We start from the raw sequence: 17,481 nt of genomic DNA, 5'->3' as shown, positions 1-17,481 counted from the left end.
AGTGACCCAGCTCATTACTACCGAACTGGTCGAGCTCGACCAGAATCTAGGCACTTCGCCCGAGGACGTGATCCGGCACCTGGCAGGCAGAGTTGCGGCCAACGGACGCGCCACCGAAGTCGAAGGCCTCTTCGCGGACGCCTTCGCCCGGGAGTCCAAGACCGCCACCGGCGTTCCCGGCGGCATCGCGATCCCGCACTGCCGTTCGACGGCGGTCACCGAGGCGACGCTGGCGATGGCGCGGCTGTCCCAGCCGGTCGATTTCGGCGCCAAGGACGGCCCGGCGGACCTGATCTTCTTTATCGCGGCCCCGGAAGGCGCGGACCAGGACCACCTCAAGCTGCTCTCCAAACTAGCCCGCTCGCTGATTAAGAAGGACTTCACCGCCGCACTGCGGGCCGCCGCCACGCCGGCCGAGATCGTGGAGCTGGTCGAGGGCGCCCTCGCGGACAAGCCCGCAGCCCACGCAGACACCGTACCGGCAGCCGCCGCAGCCGGTGCAGCCGCAGCCGGCTCCACGGCGGAAGCGCAGCCCGGCGCTCCTCGCGCCAAGCGCCTCGTCGCCGTGACCGCCTGCCCCACCGGCATCGCCCACACCTACATGGCGGCCGACTCCCTCGTGGCCGCTGCCAAGGAAGTCGGCGTGGACCTGCAGGTGGAAACCCAGGGTTCCTCCGGCGCGAAGGCCCTGGACCCGGCGGTGATCGCCGCCGCCGATGCCGTCATCTTCGCCGTCGACGTCGACGTCCGCGGCAAGGAGCGCTTCGCCGGCAAGCCGGTCATCAACGCCCCGGTCAAGCGCGGCATCGATGAGCCGGAGAAGATGGTCCAGGAGGCCCTCGCCGCGGCCGACAACCCCAACGCCCGGCGTGTGCCGCACTTCGGCGCCGAGGAACAGGCCCAGCACGAGGCCGAGGAAAAGGGTGAGCACATCGGGCAGAAGCTGAAGAAGGCCCTGCTCACCGGTGTCAGCTACATGATCCCGTTCGTGGCGGGCGGCGGTCTGCTGATTGCCCTCGGCTTCCTGATGGGCGGCTACCTGATCACCAAGTACGCGGACACGATTGTGGTGCAGAACAGCCTCTTCAACCTGCCCACCGAGTTCCCGGACAACGCCTGGGGCCCGCTCGGCGCCTACCTCGGGGCCGTACTGTTCAAGATCGGCGCACTTTCCCTCGGGTTCCTGGTCCCGGCCCTGGCCGGTTACATCGCGTACGCCATCGCCGACCGCCCGGGCATCGCGCCGGGCTTCGTCGCCGGCGCCGTGGCAGGCTTCATGGGCGCAGGCTTCCTCGGCGGCATCGTCGGCGGTCTGCTCGCCGGCTATGTCGCCCACTCGATCGGCAGGCTCCAGGTGGCGCGCTGGCTGCGCGGCCTGATGCCGGTGGTCATCATCCCGCTGCTGGCCTCCCTGGTTGCCTCGGGGCTGATGTTCCTGATCCTGGGCGGCCCGATCGTCGCCATCACCAAGGGCCTGAACGGCTGGCTGTCCGGCCTCACCGGGGCCAGCGCCATCGCCCTCGGCGTGATCCTGGGCCTGATGATGTGCTTCGACCTCGGCGGACCGGTCAACAAGGTCGCCTACGCCTTCGCCGTCGCCGGCCTCGGCGCCGCGAGCATGGACAACCAGGCGCCGTGGCAGATCATGGCCGCAGTGATGGCGTCCGGCATGGTTCCCCCGCTGGCAATGGCCCTCGCCTCGACGGTGCTGGACAAGCAGCGGTTCAGCCTGGCCGAGCGTGAAAACGGCAAGGCGGCCTGGCTGCTGGGTGCTTCCTTCATCTCCGAAGGCGCCATCCCCTTCGCCGCAGCCGACCCGCTGCGCGTCATCCCGGCCAGCATGCTGGGCGGAGCCGTCACCGGCGCCATCTCGATGGCTGCCGGCGTCGGATCCAAGGCTCCCCACGGCGGCCTCTTCGTCTTCTTCGCGATCGACAACTTCCTGATGTTCGTGGTGTCCATCGCGGTTGGCACGGTAGTCACCGCCCTCGCCGTGATCGCGCTCAAGCGCTGGGCAGTCAAGAAGACCGTTGATACGGTTGAGCCGGTTCCCGTAACCGTCTGAGCCGGTCCACCACAGACCGTCCCAAACGATTATCCGAAGCTGAATCCCCAAAGCTGAATCCAAGGAGCAGAAATGACCGAACGTAACGCCACCATTGCCAGCCGCGTCGGGCTGCATGCCCGCCCGGCCGCCATCTTTGCCGAGGCCGCAGGCGAGTTCGATCTCGAAATCACCATCGCCCGGCTCGGCGAACCGGAGGACGAGGCCATGGACGCCGCCAGCATCCTGTCCCTGATGAGCCTGGGCGCCTCGCACGGCGAGGTAGTGGTGTTGCGTGCCGAGGGCGACGGCGCCGACGCCGCCCTCGACCGCCTGGTCCAGATCCTCGAAACGGACCACGACGCCGAATAGCACCGACAGCACCACGGCCGCCGGCCCGCCTGCCCTGCCAAGGGACGGCGGACTGGCGGCCGCACGTCGTTAAGGCCCCGCCCTCGCGGCTCACGCCCCGATGGGACATGCCCAGTCCTAGCCGCAGCGCATGGACATAGAGGCACTATGTCCAATGGCGGGCCGACCCGAGGGGCATGTCCCGCGGTTCTGCCGCTGACGGGACATGCCCGGCCGCCGTCGACGACCGCCGTCGACCCGCCGGCGGCAACCGCACGGCCGATGTCATAAGGGGGCTTAGTAAGTGCTTGTCTTCGCCGTGCGGCGTGGATAGTTTGGGAACCGCGGCACCTCCACCGAGGATCGCCGCAGGAACGAGTTCCCGGACCGAAGGAGATCACCGCATGGCAAGCGTGCAGGAAAGCATCGAAGTCGACGTTCCCGTGTCCACCGCGTACAACCAGTGGACCCAGTTCGAGACGTTCCCGAAGTTCATGAGGGGTGTCGAGGCCGTGGAGCAGATCGACGAGACCTCGCTCCAGTTCCGCACCGACATCGCAGGCGTGCGGCGCGAATATTTGGCCCAGATCACCGAGCAGGAACCGGACCGCAAGATCGCCTGGGTCAGCACGGACAAGCCCCGCAATGCCGGCACCGTCACGTTTGAACCGCTCGGCGCCGAGCGCGCCCGCGTGAACGTCGAACTCGAGTGGGAGCCCGAGGGCGTGGTGGAGAAGGCCGGTTCCGCCGTCGGGGCTGACAGCCGCCAGGTCAGTGCGGACCTGGGCCGCTTCAAGGAGTTCATCGAGTCCCGCGGCATCGAAACCGGTGAGTGGCGCTCCTCCGTTGCCCGCGGCGAGGTCGACGACGTCGGCGACGCCGACCCTGCTGCCGGGGAGCTGCGGTAGCCATGCCCGCGAAGAAGGGTGCGCAAGGCTCCGAAAGCCCCAGCATCAAGGACCCCGAACTCTACGAAGCGTTGCTGGACGACGGCGCCTCAAAGCAGAAGGCAGCCCGGATTTCCAACGCCGCGGCCCAGCGGGGCCGGTCCGCCGTGGGCCGCAAAGGCGGCAAGTCCGGCGACTACGAGGACTGGACGGTTGCCCAGCTCAAGGACAAGGCCAGGGAGATCGGCCTCAAGGGCTATTCGGCCAAGAAGAAGAGCGAACTGATCTCCGCTCTGCGGAACTCCTGAGCCGATGGCGGTACCGCCGGCGGAGATCCCGGATGCGGGCTCAGGCGCCCTTGCGCGCCGTCTTGGCGGCCGAGTCCTTGGCGGGGGTCTTCGCCGGGGCGGCCTTTGCGGTGGACTTGGCGCCGGCCGCCTTGGCTGCCGGCGCGGACCCCGTCCCGGCACCGCCGGCGGCGGCCTTTGCGGTGGTCTTGGCCGCGGTTTTGGCGGTGGTCTTGGCCGTGCTTCTGGCAGTGCGCTTCTGGGCTGCAGGGGCCGCCGCGGACCGGGGCGTCTTGGCCGAGGCAGCCTTGGCCTTGCTCCCGGCGCCGGCCCCGGCGCCGCCGGTGGCGGCGGCCGCGCCCCGTTTGCGCTCGATGCTGCGTTTCAGCGCGTCCATCAGGTCGATCACCTCACCGGTTCCGGCTTCCGCTGCCGGGACGCCGAACGTCTCCTCCGTGTCCAGCGACTCGCCCTGTTCGAGCTTGGCGTCGATCAGCTGCCGCAGTTGGATTTGGTAGTCGTCCGTGAACTGCTCCGGGTCGAAGTCGGCCGCCATCGAATCGACCAGGGCCGCGGACATTTCCCGCTCCTGCGCCGAGATCCGCACGCTCGTCTCCAGCGCCGGGAAGCTCGCCTCGCGCACCTCGTCGGCCCACAGCAGTCCCTGCAACACCAGCACATCGCCGCGGATCCGCAGTGCCCCGAGCCGGGTCTTCTCCCGCAGCGCGAACTGGACGATGGCGACCCGGTCGGTGTCCTCCAGGGCCCGGCGCAGCAGCACGTAGGCCTTGGGCGACTTGGCGTCCGGCTCAAGGTAGTAGCTCTTCTCGAACGTCATCGGGTCGAGTTGCTCGGCGGGGACGAACTGCACCACCTCGATCTCGTGGCTGTTCTCCGCCGGGATCGACTTGAGCTCCTCGCGGCTGAGGATCACCGTGCGGCCGTCCTCCTCGTAGGCCTTGTCGATGTCCTCGTAGTCGATGATTTCGCTGCAGACCTCACACCGGCGCTGGTAGCGGATCCGGCCGCCGTCGGCGTTGTGGACCTGGTGCAGGCTGATGTCGTGGTCCTCGGTCGCGCTGTAGACCTTGACCGGGACGTTGACCAGCCCGAATGCGATCGCGCCTTTCCAGATGGCTCTCATGGCTCAAGTGAACACCAGAGCCGCACGGAGGTGAAGTGTTTTGGCTGAGAGCAAGGAACGCGTCCGGGTCGGCGGCCGGGAACTGGTGCTGACCAACCTGGACAAGGTCATGTACCCCGAGACCGGAACCACCAAGGCCGATGTCCTGGCCTACTACGCCGCGGTGGCACCGGTACTGATCCCGGCGGCGGCCAACCGGCCGGCCACCCGGAAGCGCTGGGTCCACGGTGTGGGAACGGCCGAGGCGCCCGGCGAAATGTTCTTCCAGAAAAACCTGGACCACTCCACGCCGGGCTGGGTGCCGCGCGCCTCCATCACCCACAAGGAGCGCACCATCCAGTACCCGCTGGTCAACGATCCGGCCACGCTCACCTGGCTGGCCCAAATAGCGGCCCTGGAGATCCACGTGCCGCAGTGGCGGGTGGATTCCCACGGCAACGCCCTGCCGCCGGACCGGCTCGTGCTGGACCTGGATCCCGGCGACGGCGCCGGCCTGGCCGAATGCGCGGAGGTCGCCGCACTGGCCCGCAGCATCCTCAACGATGTGGGCCTGGAGCCGGTCCCCGTGACCAGCGGCAGCAAGGGCATCCACCTGTACGCCGCTCTGGACGGAACGCAGAGCTCGGACCAGGTCTCGGAATTTGCCCACGAACTGGCCCGTGCGCTGGAAGCGGACCATCCGGAGCTGGCCGTGAGCGACATGAAGAAAACCCTGCGCACCGGCAAGGTCCTGGTGGACTGGAGCCAGAACAACGCGGCCAAGACCACGATCGTGCCCTACTCGCTGCGCGGCAGGCTGCGGCCCACCGTGGCAGCACCACGCACCTGGCGCGAACTTGCCTCCCCCTCGCTGCGCCAGCTCGGCTACGAGGAAGTGATGAAGCGCGTGAAGTCCGGCAAGGACCCCTTCGCGGTCATCTCCGGCGGCGCGCACGGCGGCGTCCCGGGCGGAGCCGAGGCCGAAGTCCCCGCTGAACTCGACGGCGGCGGCGCCGACCCCCGGCTGGAGGAATACCGGACCAAGCGGGACGCGGCGGCTACGCCGGAGCCGTTCACGGCGGAACAGCACCGCGGCCGCAATGACGGCGGGCCGCTCCGGGAGAGCTTCGTCATCCAGGAGCACCACGCCAGTCGGCTGCACTACGACTTCCGCCTCGAGCGCGACGGCGTGCTGGTGTCCTGGGCGCTGCCTAAAGGGGTCCCCACCACCAAGGCCAACAACCATCTGGCGGTCCAGACCGAAGACCACCCGATGGACTACGCGGACTTCGAGGGCACCATCCCCAAGGGGCAGTACGGGGCCGGCACCGTCAGCATCTGGGACCGCGGGCACTACGAGTGCGAGAAGTGGATTGCCGGGAAGGAAGTCATCGCCACCCTCACCGGGCAGCCGGACGGAGGACTGGGCGGGACCCGGCGGTTCGCGCTGATCCATACCGGCCAGGCCAACGACCAATGGCTCATCCACCTCATGGACGCCCCGGGGCAGGCCCGCACGCCCTCCCCCAAGGACGCTCCGCCGGCAGGGGCAAAAACAGCGGCCGGCGGCACCGCCGGCAGCGCTCCCGCCCCGGATCCGGCGCAGCTGGCACCGATGCTGGCCAGCGCCGGAACGCCCGCGGACCTCGCGGACAAGGACTGGCAGTTCGAACTCAAATGGGACGGCGTCCGCGCCCTGGTCCTGGGCGACGCGCAACGGATCAGGCTGATCAGCCGCAACGGCAACGACATGTCCGCCAGCTACCCGGAACTGACGGACCGCGGCTGCTGGCCGCCGCAGGACTTCGCCGCCGACGGCGAGATCATCGCCGTCGGTCCGTCCGGCCGGCCCGACTTCGGGCTGTTGCAGGGACGGATGAAGCTCAGCAAGGCCGCCGACGTTGCGAAAGCGCGGGCCGCCACCCCGGTGCGGCTGATGCTCTTCGACCTGCTCACCGAGGGCGGCGAGGACCTCCGGCGCCGCCCGCTCCGGGAGCGGCGGAACCGCCTGGAGGCGTTCGCCGCGGCAGGCTTCCGGGCCGAGAACCGGGAAGAATCCTGCCCGGTCCAGCTGTCCGAGGTGATCGACGCCGACGTCGGGCACCTCCTGGAAAGCGCCGAGGAGCTGGGCCTCGAAGGCGTGATGGCCAAGCGCACCGGCGGACGCTACGTCGGGCAGCGGAGCCGGTCCTGGCTCAAGCTGAAGTTCGAGAAGACCCAGGAGGTGGTGGTCGGGGGCTGGCGGCCCGGCAACGGCGGCCGCAGCGAATCGGTCGGTTCGCTGCTCCTGGGCATCCCGGACGGGCCGAAGTTGCGCTATGTGGGCCGGGTGGGCAGCGGTTTCAGCACCCGCGAGCTCCAGGAACTGCGCCAGCAACTGGACGCCATCCCGCGCAAGACGTCGCCCTTCGCGGAGGTTCCGGCGGAAGACGCCGCCGACGCCCGCTGGGTGTCGGCCAGGCTGGTCGGCGAGGTGACCTTCGGCGAATGGACGGCGAGCGGGAAGCTCCGCCACCCGGTCTGGCGGGGCTGGCGACTGGACAAGGCCCCGGCCGACGTCGTCGTCGAACATAGCTGAGGGCCCGCCGTGGCGGGCCCTCAGTGTGCTTAGTCGTGGTGCGGGATGGCGGGGCGGCTTTGACGGTGGATGGCGGCTTCGGCCACCTGCTGCGCCTGCTGTCCGCGGACCACGTCCCGGTCCTTGGGATGGCGGTGCTTCCCGCTGCCGTCCGGCCACTCATGGCCGTCTTCCGGCGAGGGCGGCTCCGGGCGTTTCGCTTCCGGGCCCGGAACCTCGTCCATGGACTCCGCGAGGTGACTGGCAACCTCAGGCTCGATCTCTTCTCTCGAGTGATGATCCGCCATGGCTCTTCCTTTCTGCGATGAAATGAAGCGTCCCACAATCGTAGGTCGGCGCCGGTGAGATGTCTCTAGGTGCTACCACCGGACTTTCTTCTGCGCGGGACCCTGCTTGCCGCTGGCGTGGGTGGGCTTATGGCTGCGGCCGACACTTGGCAATCCGGCGCCGCCGCGGGATTTGCTCGCGAGCATTTCCTTCTGGGCATCGGTCAGGCGGGACTTCAGGCCCTTTTCCGGTGTCGGTGCCGCCGGGGGTTCTTCCGCGCCGGGCGTCCCGGGCTGCTCCGGCTCGTTCTTGTCTGTCATGGAGGCTCTCCTCGGCTCGGCTCGAAATGACGCTCGCGATGGCACTGGCGACGGGTCCACCATAGGCAGTTGCCGCGCCGCTTGAACAGGGGTTCGACGGCGGCGAAGGCACGAAAGTTAGGCTGTGGCGCATGGATTACACGATTCGCCACGCGACTGCCGACGATGCGGATGCCCTAGTCCGGATGCACACCCTCGCCCATGAGCAGTGCTACGCGTCCCAGCTGCCCGCGGCGTTCTTTGAAGCCCGGCGCGCCAGCATCCTTGAGCGGGCGGAACGGCGCCGGCCCCACCTGGCCGGTGCCGAGCCTCGGATGATCGCCGTGGATGCAAACGGGGACATCGTTGGGTTCGCGGACGCCGGCCCGGGGCGGGACGCGGACCGGCCCGGGGAATTGGAGCTGTATTCGCTCTACACGCTGAACCACGCCTACGGCAGCGGGCTCGGAGCCGCCCTGCTGGCGTCGGCCCTCGGCGACTCCCCCGCCTACCTGTGGGTGCTCGAAGACAACCCCCGGGCCCGTGCCTTCTACGCCAAGCACGGGTTCCAGCCCGATGGGGAACGCAGGCTGCTGCCGCCCGAGTGGTACGAGCTGCCCGAACTACGCCTGGCGCGGCCGGGCGCGGCCAGCCCGAAAGCGGCCAAATAGGCGCCCCAAAGCACCCGAATCCTGCCCGGCGCGAAAAAATTTGGCAGCCAATCCGCGAAACCGCCTCCTTCCTAGGAACGGCGCGGATAAACCGCGCCCGGAGTCAGCGCGCAAAGGCCCGTAGCGGCGGTCGAAACGGCGGATCATACGGCACCGAAATCGGAAACGCCATGGAAATCGCGTAAAATTGAGATCCTGCCCGGAGCGGGGCAGCTATAAGTCGCAAGCAAATGACCTCCACAGGAGTTGCCCAAATGCCCAAAGACCGAAGCACCACCGACTCTTCAGCTGGCGTTTTGAACGCCAGCGGAACTAACCAAGGCGCACCCAGGGGCGCCAAGAAACCGCGGCTGCGCCGCCGTCGACTCCGCGAGTCCGACGTCAACGTGGTCGATCAGCCCATGCTTAAGAAAGCACTCGGCGGCACCATCGTGGGTAACACCATGGAATGGTACGACGTCGGCGTGTTCGGCTACCTCATCACCACCATGGGACCGGTGTTCCTGCCTGAGGCGGACAAGTCCGTCCAGACCCTCTTCCTGCTCGGCACCTTCGCCGCCACCTTCATCGCCCGCCCCCTCGGCGGCGTTGTGTTCGGCTGGCTTGGCGACAAGGTCGGCCGGCAGAAGGTTCTCGCCGCGACCCTCATGATCATGGCGGCCAGCACCTTCGCCGTCGGCCTCCTGCCCGGCTACGCCCAGATCGGCATCTGGGCTGCGGTCCTGCTGGTCCTGTTCAAGGTGATCCAGGGCTTCTCCACCGGCGGCGAGTACGCCGGTGCCACCACCTTCGTGAGCGAGTACGCCCCGGACAAACGGCGCGGCTTCTTCGCCAGCTTCCTGGATATGGGCAGCTACCTCGGCTTCGCCGCCGGTGCCGCCCTGGTGTCCGTGCTGCAGCTGACCCTCGGCCAGGACACCATGGAGCAGTGGGGCTGGCGTATTCCGTTCCTGCTGGCCGGTCCGCTGGGCCTGATCGCTGTTTACTTCCGGAGCAAGATTGAGGAATCCCCCCAGTTCCAGGCCACCCTGGATGCCCAGGAGAACCTCGCCAAGGACGCCTCCGCCGCTGACACGGCCGCGTCCAAGGGACCGGTGGGCATTGTGAAGGCCTACTGGCGCTCCATCATCGTCGCCATGATCCTGGTTGCCGCGGCCAACACCGCCGGCTACGCCCTGACGTCGTACATGCCGACCTACCTGACCGAGTCCAAGGGCTACGACGAGGTGCACGGCACGCTGTTGACCATCCCTGTGCTGGTCATCATGAGCCTCTGCATCCCGCTGACCGGCAAGCTCTCCGACCGGATCGGCCGCCGCCCCGTGCTCTGGATCGGTGCCATCAGCACCGTCGTCCTGGCCACCCCGGCATTCCTGCTGATCGGCGTCGGTGAGATCTGGTCCACGTTGGCCGGCCTCGCCCTGATCGCCTTCCCGGTGACGTTCTACGTGGCCAACTTGGCGTCGGCGCTGCCGGCGCAGTTCCCGACGGCCAGCCGCTACGGCGCCATGGGCATTGCGTACAACTTCTCGGTTGCCATCTTCGGCGGCACCACGCCGTTCATCGTCGCGGCCCTGATCAACGCCACCGGCAACGACATGATGCCGGCCTACTACCTGATGGCCACCTCGGCGATCGGCGCCGTGGCGATCTACTTCCTCAAGGAATCCGCCCAGATGCCGCTCCCGGGCTCCATGCCCAGCGTGGACACCCAGGCCGAGGCCCGCGAGCTGGTTGAGACGCAGGACGAGAACCCGTTGATCGACCTCGAGCACATGGACATGCCGCTCACCGCGGCAGAGGCCACCGAAGGCGACGCCGGCAAGGTTCCGGCCCCGGCTTAACCCGGACCGGCCCGGAGCGTCCACCGGACGGCCCCGTAGCCAAGCGCCCCGCCCGTAGAGGCCCGTCGCGCGCGTTTCCCGTTCCGGAAGCGTGCGGGGCGGGCCTTTGGCGGGTACGCAGCTCCCCGTGTCCCGACTGTCCGCGCCCGATGCCCGCACGCATCCCTTCCACATCTGCAACCCGCAACCGCACCGTCTGGAGGCCCGAATGCAGTCCCTGCTGCGGCACGTCCGCGTGCTGCACCGCCTTGGACCGGCAAACCGCGACCATGTCTCGGCGCTGCGCGTTGCCGTCAGTGTGGCCGGGCCTTCGCTGACGCTGCTCGCGGCCGGACGGCCCGACCTGATTATCTACGCCGTGTTCGGCGCCCTCACCGGAATGTACGGCCGTTCCGAACCCCACCAGCTCCGGCTCAAGCACCAGCTGCAGGCGGCCCTGGTCCTGCTCGGCGGGCTGGGCGTCGGCGTCCTCCTCTCGGTCAACCAGCTCCACTCCTGGACGCTCGTCGCCGTGGAGTCGTTCCTGGCCGCCGCGGGGTCCTTGTTCGCGGACAAGGTGGGGTTGAAACCCAACGGTCCGTTCTTCGGGATCCTCGCCCTCGGCGCGTGCGCCTCCATCCCCACCCCGGGCCCATGGCCGCTGGCGCTGCTGGTCGGTGCGGGATCGGCTGCCTTCTCCATCGCGGTCGGCTTTGGCGGCTGGGTCCGGGGCCGGGTGTGGGAACGCGGCGCGGAGCGTGCAGTGCCGCCGTTGCGCGGGATCCGCCGTCGTGCCGCCTGGATCCACGCGGCACGGTATTTCGCAGCGGTCGCTGCGGCCGGCAGCATCGGGGTGGTGAGCGGCAGCGGACACCCGCACTGGGCGATGGCCGCGGCTGCCGTTCCGCTGGCAGGGGCGGACCTGCCAAGCAGCGTCTACCGCGGGGTGCACCGGATTGTCGGCACCCTGCTGGGCCTGGTGGTGGTGGCCGTGGTGCTGTTCCCCTGGGCGTGGTCGCCGCTGCGGCTATTCCCCGGCCACGAGACGGCCGTCCTGGCCGTCCTGGTGATCGTCCTGCAGTTCACCACCGAGCTCTTTATGGCCCGGCACTACGGGCTTGCGATGGTGTCGTTCACGCCCGTCATTCTGCTGATGACGCAGCTGGCTTTCCCGGCCGACCCGGGTCTCCTGGTGGCGGAGCGGGCGGTCGAGACCCTGCTCGGCGCCTGCATCGGGATCGCCGTCGTGGGCCTGATCCGGCGCCGCCGCCCGTCCGCTGCGACAGCTGGCGCGTAGCCGGCCGTTGCCCCTACTTGGCGCGCCGCGGCGGGCCAGCCACGAGCCGCGCCGGCAGCACCCGCGTCGCCGCGGTGAGAATCTTGTAGCGCTTGCTCGGGATGGAGACGGCCTTGCCCTTTTCGTTGTCGGCCAGGCCTTCGCGGACCACCTGTTCAGCCTGCAGCCACATCCACCGCGGGGCCACCGTTTTGTCCATGCCCATCCGGTCGTGGAATTCGGTGTGCGTGAAGCCGGGGCAGACGGCCGTCACCTTCACTCCGCGCCCGGCGTAGGCGAGGTTCGCCCAGCGGCTGAAGCTCAGCAGCCAGGCCTTCGCGGCGGAGTAGGTTTCGCGCGGCAGGAACGCCGCCACGGACGCCACGTTGATGACCCGGCCCGAGCGCCTTTGCAGCATCCCCTGCAGCGCGGCGTGGGTCAGTTCCATCGCCGTCTGGACGTGCAGCCTGAGGTGCTGCTTTTCCTCGGCGATGTCATTGTCCGCGAAGGAACGCAGCAACCCCATTCCCGCGTTGTTGACCAGGATCTCCACCGGCCGCGCCGGATCACTCAGGCGCTCGACGACGGCGGCCACGCCGCCGTCGTCCGCCAGGTCGGCAGCCAGCACCTCAGCCCGGACGCCATAGCGGTTTTCCAGGTCCTGGGCGCGGGCCTGCAGGCGTTCCACGTCGCGCGCCACCAAGACCACATTGTGCCCCTGCTCCGCGAGCTGGCGGGCGAATTCGGCGCCGAGCCCTGCGGTGGCGCCGGTGATCAGGGCAGTGGAGGCCGTGGCGGACGGTCCGTGAGCGGGTGTGTTCATAGCCACAGCCTAGCGGCGCCGCGTGGGAGGGGTCAGGCCAAGGCCGGCCCTGCGGCCAGTTCGCCGCCGGCCGGGCTGTCCGGGGCGGGGTCCGGGGCGGGGTCCCGACCGTACCCGGACAGGCCGGGGGCGTTCTGCTGAGCGGGGTCATCCGAGGCCTGGTAGCGCTGCTGCAGCTCGTCGGCGGCGAGCTCGTACCAGGTGTGCGCCCCGAAGGAGGGGCTGGGGGTGTCCAGGTGGCGGTACAGGGCGTCGGCCAGCTGTCCCAGCGCTGCGTCGGAGAGGGCCTGCACGGTGGCGGCAGGATCCATCGTGCCCTCGAAGTAGTCGGACAGTTCGAGACCCTCGATCAGGTCCGGTCCGGCGGCGGCAGGTTCGGCTTCCGCGCAGTCCAGAGCATCGACGTCGGCGGCGGCCCGGCCGTTGACGCTGCCGGTGATCTCGACGTCCAGGTCGGCAAGGACCTCGCCGTCCGAGCCGACGTGGAGGAGGCAGATCGGCAGTTCGGCCGGCTCCTGCAGGGTGACGCGAAAGCCCTCGGTGGCGGCGGCCGCGACCCCGGCACCGGGCGCGGCCGGGTCCTGGCCGGTCGCCGGGTCCTGGGCCGCCGCGAGCTGCCGGAGGTAAAGCAGGATCTCCGGGTCGAGGTGGGAGGCGCCGTGCAGGTCGATGCTGACGTCCGAGCCGGCCGCAAGGCGGCTGGCACGCCGCATCATGTGCAGCAGGTCGGGATAGTTTGCCTGGGTCAGGCAGCCGGTGACTTCCAGGGTCACCTGTCCGGGATCGGCATCAACACGGACAAGCACACGCAGTTTGTGGTTCACGGGATCTCCAAATGACAAGTCCTTGAGCCAACTGCATAACTCAAGCTAAACCATACGAGGTTGTTGCGCGGGCCACAAGCGGTCAGGCCCCGGCAGGTTCCTGTTCCGGCCAGTCGATGCACTGATTGTAGGCGTCGTGTTTGCGCAGATAGCGGTAGATGTACGGGCAGTGCGGAATGATCCGCTTCCCCGACGCAACAACGTCGTCCAGGGCGAAGTGTGCGAGCACCCCGGCGAGCCCCTGGCCCGCGAACTCTTCGGCCGTTTCGGTGTGGATGAAGTCCACATGCCCGGGCCGGTCGATGTAGCGCGCCTGGACCGCGAGCTTGCCGCCGACATGCAGTTCATAGCGGTGCAGGGCATCATTGCGGGTGGTGGAGACGTCCGGAGCGAACGTGTCTTCAGTGCCTACCGAGTTCTCCGTCATGGTTCGACATTGGCACTTAATGGCGGGCGTGGCAATGGCAGTCCGGCTCCGCCGGATCCGCCTCCGTCGGTGTTGTGGGCCGGAACGCGGCCCAGCAACAGCACGGCGAGCGCGAAGCACGCCGCCCCGCCGCCAAGGAGCCCCACCGTGAGCCCGTTGAGGGCCGCGTCGGCGACCGGGATGAAAACGACGCCGGCGGCCGTCACCACGGCGGCGGCCGGCCGGGCACGCGGGTGGCCCGGCGCCGTCGGCCGTTCCTCCAGCCGACCGAACAGGGCCAGCACCGGCAGCAGCAGGACGATGACGCCCAGCAGCACCAGCGGCCGGGTCCACCACCAGGCTGCGGTCCCCCCGGCCGGCTGGGGCAGGTCGGTGAGCAGCAGCAGTCCGGACATGGCGGCGAGCAGGGGCAGGTGCCACAGGTAGACGGTCATGGAACGCCTGCCCGCACGAGCCAGGAGACTGCGGACTCCGCCGAGTGCCGCCAGCCGGGCCAGCAGGGGCCGGAACAGCTGGAGCGCCGAGGCCTGGGAGACCGCCAGGAGGAACAGGGTGAGATTGGGCGGGTTGAGGTTGACGAGCATGTTTCCCGAGTACAGGCGCAGCACCACCAGCAGGCCGAGCACCAGGTTGCTTGCCGCCATCATGCCGAGCAACCCGGAGGGGCCGAGGCCCCGGAGCTTCCCGTCGGCGACGAGAAAGCCCAGCTGCTGCACGGCGCACCACAGGAACACCATGTTGGCGTAGGCCAGCTGGGGCAGCGCCCCGCGGAGGCAGTCCACGGCCACGACGAGCGAGACGAGGACGGTGAGGGTCAGCCAGGGGGCGCGGACGTGGAGCGCGGCCAGCCATGGCAGGTTCAGCTGCGCAGCCAGATACGCTGCCAGGAACCACAGCGGCATGCCCGCGCCGCTGGCCAGCAGCTGGATCACCTGGGGGTCCACGCCGCTGAGCCGCGCGGCCCAAAGGCCGGTGAACATCACGGCCAGCAGGACCGCGGCCGGCCGGATCAGCCGCAGCAGCCGGCCCTGGACGAACTCGAAGGCGTTCCCGCCCTGTCCCCGCAGCCGGCGCCAGGAATGCAGGCCGGTGATGCCGCCTGCCACGAAGAACAGCGGCATCACCTGCAGGACCCAGACCACGGGCTCGAACCAGCGTTGGTCGCCGAGGGTGTTTTCGGAACTCACGGTGCCGTCCGGGTGCAGGACCGGGCTCACCATCATCGTGTGCCCGATGACCACCAGCGCGAGGCAGAAGAACCGGGTCAGGTCGATGACCAGGTCACGCTCCGGCACAGCAAATGCCGCGCCGTCCGCCGGCTGCTGCCGTGGAGCCCGTGGGCCGCGTGCGGAATCTGCCAACGCGCCCCCTTCGAGCTTGTGAGCGTCAAACCCTCCGTCTTGCCTCCATTGTCGGCCCTGGCGCCGCCGGCGGCCAGAGCCGCCGGCGGGTCAGCGTGAGAGGGTGGCCAGTGCCGTTGCTGCGAAGGTCCCGGCCGCGGCGCCCCATTCGGAGAGCAGTCCTTGAAGGTTCTCGCCGTCCCGCCGGTGGGCTGCGGTGTGGGTTTCGAGGGTCTCCAGGACGCCGGTCCGCAGCTCCGTGTTGAAGTTGACCTTCCCCACGTTCATGCTGGCCGCCTTGACGAGTTCCGCCGCGGGGATGCCTGAGGCGCCGTGCAGCACGAGGGGAATGCGGGTCCGCACCGCGATGTCCTGCAGCACGTCCCAGCGCAGTTCAGGATCGCCCTGGTATTTGCCGTGGACGTTGCCCACCGCGACGGCCAGCAACTGGGCGCCGGTGCGGGCCACAAAGTCCTCCACCTGCGCGGAGTCGGTGAGCCCCGCCGTGCCGGGCGCCGGGGCATTGCCCGCGGCGTCGGCTCCGAAGGCGCGGTCCTCGTCGCCGGCGAGTCCGCCGAGCTCGGCCTCGATCACGATCTCCCCGGCGAAGCCGGCGCCGTCCAGGGCTGCGCGCGCCGCCCGGACCAGGGCGATGTTGTCCTCGTAATCCAGCGACGACCCATCCACCAGGACGGAGTCCGCCCCTGCGGCCGCGGCGTCGGCAATCACCCGGAGATCGGAGGCGTGGTCCAGCTGGACGGCCACCGGAACGCCGGCGACGTCGGCGAGGCCGCGCAACGCGGCGATCAGCCGCAGCCCGGCCGGCGTGGCAGCAGTGCTCGGCGAGACCAGCAGGATGGCGCCGAGGCCGGCGTCCTCCGCCGCAGCCACGACGGCGAGCGCCGTCGTGAAGTCGTAGCAGGTGAAGGCCGGTACGGCTGATCCCCGCTTCAGGGCTGCGCTGACCAAGGAGTCGAGACGGACACGCATCAGGCGCTCAGGCCTCCCACCAGGATCCAGGCCACGAACGTCAGGGCGAAACCTGCCAGACCCAGCACTGTGGTGAGCACGGTCCAGGTCTTGAGGCCGTCAGCCACGCTCAGCCCGTAGTACCGGACGACCACCCAGAAGCCGGCGTCGGTCACGTGGGAGAGGCCGAGGGAGCCAAAGCCGATGGCGATGACGATCACGGCAATCTGGGCCGGAGTGTAGCCGCCGCCCGCCAGGGCGGAGGAAAGCAGGCCGGCCGTGGTGACGATCGCGACCGTGGCCGAGCCCTGGGCGGCGCGGAGGGCCAGGGAGATGATGAAGCCCAGCAGCAGCAGCGGCACACCGAGGGTGTCGAGGGATTCGGAAAGTGCCTTGCCGATTCCGCTCACCTGCAGGACGCTGCCAAAGACGCCGCCGGCTGCGACCACCATCAGGATGGAAGCGATCGGGGGCAAGGCTCCTTCAAAGATTTCGCCGGTTTCCGTCAGCGACCACTGGCGGCGGACAGCCAGGAGGAAGAAGCAAAGCGCAACGGCCACGAGGAGGGCGAACACGGGTGTGCCAACGAAGGAGGCGACGCCGTACCAGAAGCTGTTCTTGTCGATCACGAGGGTGCCCACGGTGCCGAGCAGGATCAGCGCGATCGGGGTGGCGATGAGGAAGATGATGAGCCCGGGCCGGGGCGCGGCCAGGGCTTTGCTGCCCGGGCCATCGTGGCCGACCCGCACCAGGGAAGCGGAGCCGAACTCATCCACCTGGGCCTTGACGGAGGGCAGGAGCTCGTAGTCCTTGCGGTTCATGATGGATGCCACAAAGTAGGACAGGAAGCCGAGCGGCACACAGATCACCAGCGAGATCAGCGCGATCAGTCCGATGTCGGCCCCGAGCACGCCGGCGCCGGCAACGATCCCGGGGTGCGGGGGAACGGCCACGTGGATGGCCAGCATGATGCCGGCCATGGGCAGGCCGAACTTCACCGGATGGACGTTGGCGATCTTGGCGAAGGCGTAGACGATCGGCACCAGGACGATGATGCCGACTTCGAAGAACACCGGGATCGCGACGAGGAAGCCGACGGCGGTGAGGGCCACGGCCACCCGCCGGGCACCGAGCCTGGCAGTGAAGTGGTCGGCCAGCGACTGCACGCCGCCGGAGACCTCGATCATCCGGCCAAGGATCGCGCCGAGGGCGATCAGCAACGCCACCTTGCCCATGGTGCTTCCCACGCCGTTGGCCACCACGGTGAAGACGTCTTTGAGCGGGATCTGCGCGGCCACGGCCACCAGGACACTGACGGTCAGCAGGGCCACGAAGGCCTGGATCTTGAACCGGATAATCATCAGCAGCAGCAGGGCGACGCCGGCGACCGCGATGGTGAGCAGCAGCGGAGTTCCCAGCTCCACGGCCGGCTTGATGACGGGCGCGTCGGCCGCGCGCACCATCAGGGAATTGAGCAGGGGATTCATGCGGA

The 17,481-nt window shown here is 69.0% G+C and carries 17 protein-coding genes; 8 read left to right on the top strand and 9 right to left on the bottom strand.

Features of this window, described 5'->3' with window-relative positions; all coding sequences use genetic code 11:
- Nucleotide 1 precedes the first annotated feature (1 nt).
- The 4 genes from FFF93_RS00990 (at nucleotide 2) to FFF93_RS00975 (ending at nucleotide 3,590) form a co-directional block, all read left to right on the top strand.
- Nucleotides 2-2,065 (top strand): fructose-specific PTS transporter subunit EIIC, encoded by a 2,064-nt coding sequence (locus FFF93_RS00990; protein WP_138767727.1) that lies wholly within the window; start codon nucleotides 2-4, stop codon nucleotides 2,063-2,065.
- Nucleotides 2,066-2,137: 72 nt separating this feature from the next.
- Nucleotides 2,138-2,416, top strand: coding sequence for an HPr family phosphocarrier protein (locus tag FFF93_RS00985; protein ID WP_138767728.1), 279 nt, complete (start codon nucleotides 2,138-2,140; stop codon nucleotides 2,414-2,416).
- 383 nt (nucleotides 2,417-2,799) lie between these two features.
- Nucleotides 2,800-3,303, top strand: coding sequence for an SRPBCC family protein (locus FFF93_RS00980; RefSeq protein WP_138767729.1), 504 nt, complete (start codon nucleotides 2,800-2,802; stop codon nucleotides 3,301-3,303).
- A gap of 2 nt (nucleotides 3,304-3,305) precedes the next feature.
- Complete coding sequence (locus FFF93_RS00975) at nucleotides 3,306-3,590, top strand: Rho termination factor N-terminal domain-containing protein (RefSeq protein ID WP_138767730.1); 285 nt, start codon at nucleotides 3,306-3,308, stop codon at nucleotides 3,588-3,590.
- A gap of 40 nt (nucleotides 3,591-3,630) precedes the next feature.
- Here FFF93_RS00975 and FFF93_RS00970 read toward each other — a convergent pair whose 3' ends face one another.
- The gene (locus FFF93_RS00970; RefSeq protein WP_138767731.1) at nucleotides 3,631-4,713 is read right to left on the bottom strand and encodes a Ku protein; all 1,083 of its coding nucleotides are present in this window, start codon (nucleotides 4,711-4,713) and stop codon (nucleotides 3,631-3,633) included.
- Between the two features lie 40 nt (nucleotides 4,714-4,753).
- Between FFF93_RS00970 and FFF93_RS00965 the strand changes: the two genes are divergently transcribed.
- Nucleotides 4,754-7,270 (top strand): ATP-dependent DNA ligase, encoded by a 2,517-nt coding sequence (locus FFF93_RS00965; RefSeq protein ID WP_138767732.1) that lies wholly within the window; start codon nucleotides 4,754-4,756, stop codon nucleotides 7,268-7,270.
- Nucleotides 7,271-7,299: 29 nt separating this feature from the next.
- Here the strand turns inward: FFF93_RS00965 and FFF93_RS00960 are convergent, their stop codons facing one another.
- Complete coding sequence (locus FFF93_RS00960) at nucleotides 7,300-7,557, bottom strand: hypothetical protein (protein ID WP_138767733.1); 258 nt, start codon at nucleotides 7,555-7,557, stop codon at nucleotides 7,300-7,302.
- Between the two features lie 72 nt (nucleotides 7,558-7,629).
- Nucleotides 7,630-7,857: a hypothetical protein gene (locus tag FFF93_RS00955; protein ID WP_138767734.1), complete on the bottom strand. Its 228-nt coding sequence runs from the start codon at nucleotides 7,855-7,857 to the stop codon at nucleotides 7,630-7,632.
- 131 nt (nucleotides 7,858-7,988) lie between these two features.
- Here FFF93_RS00955 and FFF93_RS00950 point away from each other — a divergent pair, with 131 nt between their 5' ends.
- From FFF93_RS00950 to FFF93_RS00940, 3 genes are all read left to right on the top strand, one after another.
- Complete coding sequence (locus FFF93_RS00950; RefSeq protein WP_138767735.1) at nucleotides 7,989-8,507, top strand: GNAT family N-acetyltransferase; 519 nt, start codon at nucleotides 7,989-7,991, stop codon at nucleotides 8,505-8,507.
- Between the two features lie 254 nt (nucleotides 8,508-8,761).
- Nucleotides 8,762-10,351, top strand: a complete 1,590-nt coding sequence (locus FFF93_RS00945; protein ID WP_138767736.1) for an MFS transporter — start codon at nucleotides 8,762-8,764, stop codon at nucleotides 10,349-10,351.
- Nucleotides 10,352-10,559: 208 nt separating this feature from the next.
- Nucleotides 10,560-11,627: an FUSC family protein gene (locus tag FFF93_RS00940; RefSeq protein WP_138767737.1), complete on the top strand. Its 1,068-nt coding sequence runs from the start codon at nucleotides 10,560-10,562 to the stop codon at nucleotides 11,625-11,627.
- A 13-nt stretch (nucleotides 11,628-11,640) separates the two neighbouring features.
- Here the strand turns inward: FFF93_RS00940 and FFF93_RS00935 are convergent, their stop codons facing one another.
- The 6 genes from FFF93_RS00935 to FFF93_RS00910 form a co-directional block, all read right to left on the bottom strand.
- Entirely contained in the window at nucleotides 11,641-12,429 is a 789-nt protein-coding gene (locus FFF93_RS00935; RefSeq protein ID WP_138767738.1) for an SDR family oxidoreductase, read from the bottom strand.
- A 32-nt stretch (nucleotides 12,430-12,461) separates the two neighbouring features.
- The gene (locus FFF93_RS00930; protein WP_138767739.1) at nucleotides 12,462-13,253 is read right to left on the bottom strand and encodes a hypothetical protein; all 792 of its coding nucleotides are present in this window, start codon (nucleotides 13,251-13,253) and stop codon (nucleotides 12,462-12,464) included.
- 82 nt (nucleotides 13,254-13,335) lie between these two features.
- On the bottom strand, nucleotides 13,336-13,680 hold the full coding sequence (locus FFF93_RS00925) for a GNAT family N-acetyltransferase (protein WP_138767740.1): 345 nt from the start codon (nucleotides 13,678-13,680) through the stop codon (nucleotides 13,336-13,338).
- A complete protein-coding gene (locus tag FFF93_RS00920; protein ID WP_138767741.1) occupies nucleotides 13,677-15,041 on the bottom strand; it encodes an acyltransferase in 1,365 nt (454 codons plus the stop codon). The genes FFF93_RS00925 and FFF93_RS00920 overlap by 4 nt, the downstream gene beginning before the upstream one ends.
- A gap of 90 nt (nucleotides 15,042-15,131) precedes the next feature.
- Complete coding sequence (locus tag FFF93_RS00915) at nucleotides 15,132-16,010, bottom strand: class II fructose-bisphosphate aldolase (RefSeq protein WP_138767742.1); 879 nt, start codon at nucleotides 16,008-16,010, stop codon at nucleotides 15,132-15,134.
- Nucleotides 16,010-17,476 (bottom strand): GntP family transporter, encoded by a 1,467-nt coding sequence (locus FFF93_RS00910; RefSeq protein ID WP_138767743.1) that lies wholly within the window; start codon nucleotides 17,474-17,476, stop codon nucleotides 16,010-16,012. The genes FFF93_RS00915 and FFF93_RS00910 overlap by 1 nt, the downstream gene beginning before the upstream one ends.
- Nucleotides 17,477-17,481 lie beyond the last annotated feature (5 nt).

This window comes from Arthrobacter sp. KBS0702 (assembly GCF_005937985.2).
Classification (GTDB): Bacteria; Actinomycetota; Actinomycetes; order Actinomycetales; family Micrococcaceae; genus Arthrobacter.
This window is presented reverse-complemented; position numbering and strand designations above follow the sequence as displayed.

Excerpts from the sequence above, each read along its gene's own strand:
- FFF93_RS00950 (WP_138767735.1), top strand. The coding sequence starts at position 7,989 with ATGGATTACACGATTCGCCACGCGACTGCCGACGATGCGGATGCCCTA.
- FFF93_RS00975 (WP_138767730.1), top strand. The coding sequence starts at position 3,306 with ATGCCCGCGAAGAAGGGTGCGCAAGGCTCCGAAAGCCCCAGCATCAAG.
- FFF93_RS00910 (WP_138767743.1), bottom strand. The coding sequence starts at position 17,476 with ATGAATCCCCTGCTCAATTCCCTGATGGTGCGCGCGGCCGACGCGCCC.
- FFF93_RS00970 (WP_138767731.1), bottom strand. The coding sequence starts at position 4,713 with ATGAGAGCCATCTGGAAAGGCGCGATCGCATTCGGGCTGGTCAACGTC.
- FFF93_RS00940 (WP_138767737.1), top strand. The coding sequence starts at position 10,560 with ATGCAGTCCCTGCTGCGGCACGTCCGCGTGCTGCACCGCCTTGGACCG.
- FFF93_RS00960 (WP_138767733.1), bottom strand. The coding sequence starts at position 7,557 with ATGGCGGATCATCACTCGAGAGAAGAGATCGAGCCTGAGGTTGCCAGT.
- FFF93_RS00980 (WP_138767729.1), top strand. The coding sequence starts at position 2,800 with ATGGCAAGCGTGCAGGAAAGCATCGAAGTCGACGTTCCCGTGTCCACC.
- FFF93_RS00955 (WP_138767734.1), bottom strand. The coding sequence starts at position 7,857 with ATGACAGACAAGAACGAGCCGGAGCAGCCCGGGACGCCCGGCGCGGAA.
- FFF93_RS00985 (WP_138767728.1), top strand. The coding sequence starts at position 2,138 with ATGACCGAACGTAACGCCACCATTGCCAGCCGCGTCGGGCTGCATGCC.
- FFF93_RS00925 (WP_138767740.1), bottom strand. The coding sequence starts at position 13,680 with ATGACGGAGAACTCGGTAGGCACTGAAGACACGTTCGCTCCGGACGTC.
- FFF93_RS00915 (WP_138767742.1), bottom strand. The coding sequence starts at position 16,010 with ATGCGTGTCCGTCTCGACTCCTTGGTCAGCGCAGCCCTGAAGCGGGGA.
- FFF93_RS00945 (WP_138767736.1), top strand. The coding sequence starts at position 8,762 with ATGCCCAAAGACCGAAGCACCACCGACTCTTCAGCTGGCGTTTTGAAC.
- FFF93_RS00935 (WP_138767738.1), bottom strand. The coding sequence starts at position 12,429 with ATGAACACACCCGCTCACGGACCGTCCGCCACGGCCTCCACTGCCCTG.